General features: G+C 61.9%; 8 protein-coding genes. 3 read left to right on the forward strand and 5 right to left on the reverse strand.

All coding sequences use genetic code 11. The features are described 5' to 3' along the window. Nucleotides 1–161 precede the first annotated feature (161 nt). Nucleotides 162–467, reverse strand: coding sequence for a PepSY domain-containing protein (locus tag HX839_RS16110; protein WP_003211453.1), 306 nt, complete (start codon nt 465–467; stop codon nt 162–164). A 140-nt stretch (nt 468–607) separates the two neighbouring features. On the opposite strand from HX839_RS16110, the gene HX839_RS16115 reads away from it, so the two are divergent. After that, complete coding sequence (locus tag HX839_RS16115; RefSeq protein ID WP_177067315.1) at nt 608–1,537, forward strand: sterol desaturase family protein; 930 nt, start codon at nt 608–610, stop codon at nt 1,535–1,537. Here HX839_RS16115 and HX839_RS16120 read toward each other — a convergent pair. Further along, complete coding sequence (locus HX839_RS16120; RefSeq protein WP_177008449.1) at nt 1,478–2,155, reverse strand: helix-turn-helix domain-containing protein; 678 nt, start codon at nt 2,153–2,155, stop codon at nt 1,478–1,480. The two genes, HX839_RS16115 and HX839_RS16120, sit on opposite strands and share 60 nt — an antisense overlap. Continuing rightward, on the reverse strand, nt 2,156–3,283 hold the full coding sequence (locus tag HX839_RS16125; protein ID WP_177022222.1) for a glycerophosphodiester phosphodiesterase: 1,128 nt from the start codon (nt 3,281–3,283) through the stop codon (nt 2,156–2,158). Nucleotides 3,284–3,515: 232 nt separating this feature from the next. Between HX839_RS16125 and HX839_RS16130 the strand changes: the two genes are divergently transcribed. After that, the gene (locus HX839_RS16130) at nt 3,516–3,839 is read left to right on the forward strand and encodes a DUF2025 family protein (protein WP_177027667.1); all 324 of its coding nucleotides are present in this window, start codon (nt 3,516–3,518) and stop codon (nt 3,837–3,839) included. Between the two features lie 172 nt (nt 3,840–4,011). Here HX839_RS16130 and HX839_RS16135 read toward each other — a convergent pair whose 3' ends face one another. Both HX839_RS16135 and HX839_RS16140 read right to left on the reverse strand, forming a co-directional pair. Then, nucleotides 4,012–4,335: an antibiotic biosynthesis monooxygenase gene (locus tag HX839_RS16135; RefSeq protein ID WP_003211463.1), complete on the reverse strand. Its 324-nt coding sequence runs from the start codon at nt 4,333–4,335 to the stop codon at nt 4,012–4,014. Beyond that, entirely contained in the window at nt 4,332–5,027 is a 696-nt protein-coding gene (locus tag HX839_RS16140) for a CTP synthase (protein WP_102369737.1), read from the reverse strand. Before HX839_RS16140 ends, HX839_RS16135 begins: the two co-directional genes overlap by 4 nt. Nucleotides 5,028–5,106: 79 nt before the next feature. On the opposite strand from HX839_RS16140, the gene HX839_RS16145 reads away from it, so the two are divergent. After that, nucleotides 5,107–5,991 carry a LysR family transcriptional regulator gene (locus HX839_RS16145; RefSeq protein WP_003211467.1) on the forward strand — a complete coding sequence of 295 codons (885 nt, stop codon included), beginning with the start codon at nt 5,107–5,109 and terminating at the stop codon, nt 5,989–5,991. The last annotated feature ends 9 nt before the right edge of the window (nt 5,992–6,000 follow it).

Here is a 6,000-nt window from a genome sequence, read left to right on the forward strand (position 1 = left end):
TGCTGGCGTTGTGCCTTGGCTGATGGTTGGGATTCTAGCGAGCTTGGCGGCGTAAGGTACAAATTCGTTCACGCTAATTAGACTAATTGCTCTTCTGGGCGACGAGCGCGCATAAAAAAGCCGCGCGGCCCGAAGGCGGCGCGGCGTTTTTGCGGTTCAACTCAAGTGTCTTGCTTGTTTTCCAGGACTTCGCCGGTCTTGGCATCCAGCTTCACGTCCCACTTCACGTTGCTGGTGTCACGCAGTTCGGTCTCGTAGACCAGGCGGCCGGCTTTGTCTTCCAGTTCGGTGTCAACGATGGTGGCGCCTTTGTGCTGGGCCACGGCCTTGGCGTTGAGCTTTTCAAAATCCATCACGGCACCGGACTTGAGCAGGCTCGGAATCTGGTCCGGGCGAACATCGGCCTGGGCCAAACCGGCGGTAAGGGTCAAGGCGGCAGCAGCGAACAGAGCGGTCAGGTTTTTCATGATGTGATCCTTTGGGGTGAGCTGTTTAAGTGGGATCAGGTTAACCAGCGCAACTTAACTCACCCTTAAGATTGCGCCGTTTGTTCAATCGGCGGCGAGTGCGGGGTTTCATGCTGGCGTCTCACTTACGGGAGGCACAGATGAAACAGTTAATGGCCTGGGTGTATGCGCCCTTGTTCTGGGCGGGGTTTATCGGGTGGGCGCTGTGGCTGGTGCAGAGGGATGCGCTGCAGTGGCTGGGGCTGGTATTTGTTCTGGCGGTGGCGGTGTCGTTTATCGCCGAGTGGTGGTTGCCCTATGAGCCGCAGTGGAATCGCAACCAGGGTGATCGTCGTCGCGACTTGATTCACGCGTTGGTCAATGAGGGCCTCAATGCGGCGGGCTTGTTGATCTTGCCGGTGCTGACCGCGCTGTTGGCCGTCGACGGTGTATGGCCGCGGGCGTGGCCGCTCTGGGCGCAATTGCTGCTGGCGATCTTCATTGCCGATGCGGGCATCACCTTGATGCATTACGCCAGCCACCGAGTCGCTGCCTTGTGGCGCCTGCACGCGGTGCACCACAGCGTGCAACGGCTGTATGGCTTCAATGGCTTGATGAAGCATCCGTTGCACCAGATGCTGGAAGCCACGGCCGGGTTGACGCCGTTGATCCTGCTGGGCATTCCCACGGAGGTGGCGCTGCTGCTGGCCCTGGCGATTGCCGTGCAGCTGCTGTTGCAGCATTCCAATGTCGACATGCGCCTGGGGCCGCTGCGCTGGGTGTTCGCCTGGGCGCCGGTGCATCGTTTTCATCACATGAAATATGGCCGGGCTGGGGATGTGAATTTCGGCTTGTTTTTCAATCTGTGGGATTGGCTCTTGGGTACGGCGTTTTACAGCCATGACTATCGAATGGGGCAGGGCGACTTGGGGATTGGCAGCCGGCCGGATTTTCCGCGGGAGTATGTGGCGCAGTTGCGCGATCCGTTCAGGACGGTGCAATTGAGCAAGGAGCCGCCGGTTCCCGTCGGTTTAGTCGAGGATTCGTACGTGCAGGTTGCGCAACGACGCCCCGGCCGTGACGCCGAATAGTTGTTTCATGGTCCGGGAAAAATGCGCCGAATCGGCGAACCCGGCGCCATGGGCAGCCTCGGTCAGGGTGCTGCCGCCGAGCGCCAGTCCCAGCGCCACTCGCAAGCGCCGCCACAACACCAGGCGACGTACCGGCAAACCCAGTTGGTTGGCGAACAAACGTTCCAGCTGGCTTAACGAAACGTGCGCCGCCTGTGCCAGGGCTTGGGCCGAGACCTTGCCACTCAGTTGCTGATCCAGCGCCGACAGCGCGCGCTCCACCCTGGCATCTTCCAGTGCGCGTCTCGGCAATTGGCGCAGCGTGCGCTCGAGTGCTTCCAGGGACCGTTCACTGTCGGCCAGGGCGGCCTGCAAAGAGTCGAAGTCAAAGGCGCCGGGTTCGGCATACACCATCAATACCTCACCATGGGTTTGGAGGATGGCGTGGGGCATTCTGGACGGGATAAACAGGCGATGGGCCGTGATGGCACGGCCATCGAGGCTGGCCGTGACCGGCCCGCCCGCGGAGAACATCAGCTGATGGGCATAGTGTGCGTGGGGCGCGGTGCGCCCCGGTATGCCCTGGATCAGCCCGTAGTCAGGCCCCAGCCACAGGCGACCTGACCATTCGGGGCTCACTCAGTAACCGTTGTCCTGCAGCAGGTCGGCCACACTCGAGGACGGCCAGCGCTTGTAGTACTTCAGCAGTTCGGCAGCGCGGTTGGTGAAGATGCCATCGACGCCGGCTTTCATGACCTTGTCGAAGTCCACCGGCTCATCCACGGTGTACACGTGCACCAGCAAGCCCTTGTCGTGGGTCAACTGGTTCATCTCGGGTTTGACCAGGTCGGAATAGCTCTGGTCGCCCAGGTTGGTCAGCTGTGCCGAAGGGCCGGTACCGATGGCGCCCAGGCTCTTGGCCTCGTCGATCCATTTTTCGAACTCGGCGGCGTCCTTCGGCTCCTGCTTGGCGTAGTAGGCGGCTTTGCTCGGCTCGCCGGACTCGGCGAAGGGCACCTTGGATTTCGGTTCGATGCTGCCTTCACCTACCCACAACAGCAGGATTTTCGGGGTGTTGGGCATCTCTTTTTGCAGTTCTTTCAGGCTGTCTTTCTCAAAGGTTTGCAGCACCACGCGGCCCTTGCCCTGGCCGACGCCGATGTTTTTCTGGGCCTGGTTGGAGCCGGTGGAGCTCAACCAGCCTTTATCCAGCAGCTTGTTCTTCAGGTCGGCCTCGATGCCCGGGAATTGCTTCGGCTCCTTGGTTTCGATGTACAGGCCGGGTTTGTGCTGCGGATTGCCTTCGGCGATCTTGATGATTTCGTCCAGGCTGAGGATTTTCAGGCCGACGAAGCCCGGGCGGGCACGATCCGGGTAGGCGGCGTTGAACCAGCTGCCGGCGTCCAGGGTTTTAAGCTCGGCCCAGGTGAATTCGTTGGCCGGGCTGTCCTTGCGCTCGGGGAACTTGGTGGCGACGTCGGTGGTGCGTTGCAGGTTGTTGTCATGCAGGGCGAATAGCACGCCGTCCTTGCTGCGTTGCAGGTCCATTTCCAGGTAGTCGGCACCCAGGTCGCGCGCGACTTTGTAGGCGGCGGCGGTGGATTCCGGTGCATCGAAGGAGGCGCCACGGTGGGCAATCACGGCGGGGTGCGGGATGCCTTCGTTGGCCGCGAGTTCGGTAGGGCTGATCGGGCTTGCCGCCTGTGCGTGGCCAAGGCCCAGCATCAGGGCCAGCAGCAGGGCACTCTTGGTAAACGTGACAGGCATATGCGAAGTCCTTTCGTGGAGGTAACTTTGAGAAGGGCTCCTTTTTAACAATTGCTTGCGAATGGCGCTATCACCAAACCGACATTAACGTGTTCACCGGCCATTTTTCTGCACTTTTGTGCGGTGCGATGCAGTACTCTTGCCTTGAATTGCCCCATCAGAGGGCAGATTTTCCTGCCACGCGTGTAAACCATCTTTCCAGTCCAAGTAGGACTTTTCAGTGAGGTTTACCATGCGCATCACCTCCGAGCTTATCTGCCAGGCCGCCGACCAACTCCAGGGTTTTGTCGGCCTGAACCGCAAGACTGGCCAGTACATCGTCCGTTTCAGCGAAGACTCCTTCGGCATGGACGTGGCCGATGACGGCATTATCCCAACCGCCGAGTTTGTCTGGCTGCCGATCGACGGGCAGGCCATGACCTTGTCCCGCGAGCGGATCCAGTTGTTGCTGGACCAGAACATCGACGATCGCATCAACATCACCGAACCGCTGCGGGTGTACATGCGTCGGGTGGAGATTCCACAGATCAGTGCGGTGCGCAGTCTGGTCAGTTGAGTGCCGCATAGCCCTGCGGCTGGAGCGCTTTTTGTGGCTTGGGAGCTTGCTGTGGCAGGGGGCTTGCTGTGGTGAGGGAGCTCCCTCACCACACAAGCTCCCTCACTACAGCAAGCGCCCTCACCACAGAGCCTCCCTTGTCCACATTAAGTGTTTTACACGGGCTGAGGTTTCAGCGCTCGAACGCGTAAGACCGCTCCACCTTGCACACCCGCGTATGGCACGCCGAGTACCAGGTGGCGCGGCCCTGTTCGCGCACCTCAGTGTGTTCGGCGTGCTGCTTCCAGGCCAGGATCGCGGCTTCGCTGCTCCAGTAGGACACCGTGATACCCAGCCCGTCGTCCCCGCGCGCCGATTCCACGCCGAGAAAACCGGGTTGTTGCCGGGCCAGTTCCAGCATGCGGTCGGCGGCTTGTCCGTAACCGTTGTCACCTTCAGTGCGCAATGAACTGAACACCACGGCGTAGTACGGCGGTTTGGGTGTCTTGGCGATCATGCGCAGGCCTTCAGCAGCGCAATGGCCAGCGGCGGGGTGACGTCTTTAAGCGCCGCACGTTCCGGCTGGAACAGGGTGGCGACAAAAAACGGATGGCCCAGCAACTCCACCGCCCGCAGGTCACCCGCCGAGTCATGGCCGCTGGCAATCAGGTCGGCTTCCAGCAATGCGCTTTCGAAGTCTGGATTGATGCCATAGCGGCAACGGTAGCCTTCATGGATATCGAGGGTGGCGTAGGCCTCGGCGATGCGGGTATAGGCCATCAAGCGGATGGTGTCGGTCGCTTCCACCAGCGCACAGGTCAGGGGCGTGAGTACTGCACGGGGCGAATCGGGAGCCAGTTCGCCGTGTTCTGCGTCGGCCCAGCCCAGCACGTTGCGGGCATATTCCAGCACCGCGTGTTGAAAACCGCCGCAGGTGCCGAGGAAAGGGCGCCGCTGTTCACGGGCATAACGGATGGCCAGCAGGGCGCCGTCCAGATCACGGTAAGGGCTGGCGGGGACGCACCAGAAGCCGTCGTAGTGCTGCAGTTGTTCGGTGGATTTGATCGTGTCGGTGGCCAGCCAGTCGAACCGCACCGTCAGGCCCAGCGCCGCGCCGGCCTGTTGCAACGCCAGGGGAATGGCCTGGTGGGCGGTGACCTGTGCATCGTAGTCGCCGATCAGGGCCAGGTGCAGGGTGGTTTTATTCATCGAGGGTGTCCGTGGCTTGTTGAGTCCTGGCGCTCACTATAGATTGGCGTTCACGCAATCAATATTGGCGTTAACACACATGTTCAATGCAGCGGCGCACTATCAGATCGACTACCCAGACCTTTCCCTGATCCTCGCCCTGGTGCGCGGCGGCACGCTCGCGCGGGCGGCGGCGTTGCTGCGGGTGGATGTGTCTACGGTGTTTCGCGCGGTGCGGCGGCTGGAGACGGCGCTGGGCCAGACGCTGTTCGAAAAGAGCCGCGCCGGCTACCTGCCCACCACCTTGGCCACCACCCTCGCCGAGCAGGCCGAACGTGCCGAACAGGCGCTGGAGGCAGCACGTGTGGGAGTGGAGCAGGGCGGTGAAGTGATCAGCGGCACGGTGCGCCTGACGTGCACGGACTCGGTATTGCAGTCACTGTTGCTGCCGGCCCTGGCGCAGTTCATGCCGGGCTACCCGGCGTTGACCCTGGAGCTGAGCACGTCCAATGACTTCGCCAACCTCAGCCGCCGCGATGCGGATATTGCCCTGCGCCTGACCAAGGCACCGCCCGAGCATCTGGTAGGACGTTGCCTGGGCACGGTGTCGTATCGGGTGTGCGCCAGTGCCGACTATGCCCGCCAGCATGCGGGGGAGGAACTGGCGGCCCTGAACTGGATCGCGCCGGATGACTTCCTGCCGGATCACCCCACCGTCACCTGGCGGCGCCAGCACTTGCCGGGAGTGATGCCGGCCTATCGCTGCAACAGCATGGTTTCGGTAACCGAGTTGGTGCGCGCGGGACTCGGCGTGGCCGCGTTGCCGGATTACCTGCTGGGCGCGGACCTGCAACCGTTGAGCCCGCCGCTGGTGGGGCACGACACCGCCCTGTGGCTGCTGACGCGCCCCGATTGCCGGGCCTTGCGCTCGGTGGTGACGTTATTTGATCAGTTGGGCCAGCATGTGCGTTTGCCGGTGAGATAACTGTGGGAG

It is taken from the genome of Pseudomonas sp. I8001 (genome assembly GCF_013385345.1).
Classification (GTDB): domain Bacteria; phylum Pseudomonadota; class Gammaproteobacteria; order Pseudomonadales; family Pseudomonadaceae; genus Aquipseudomonas.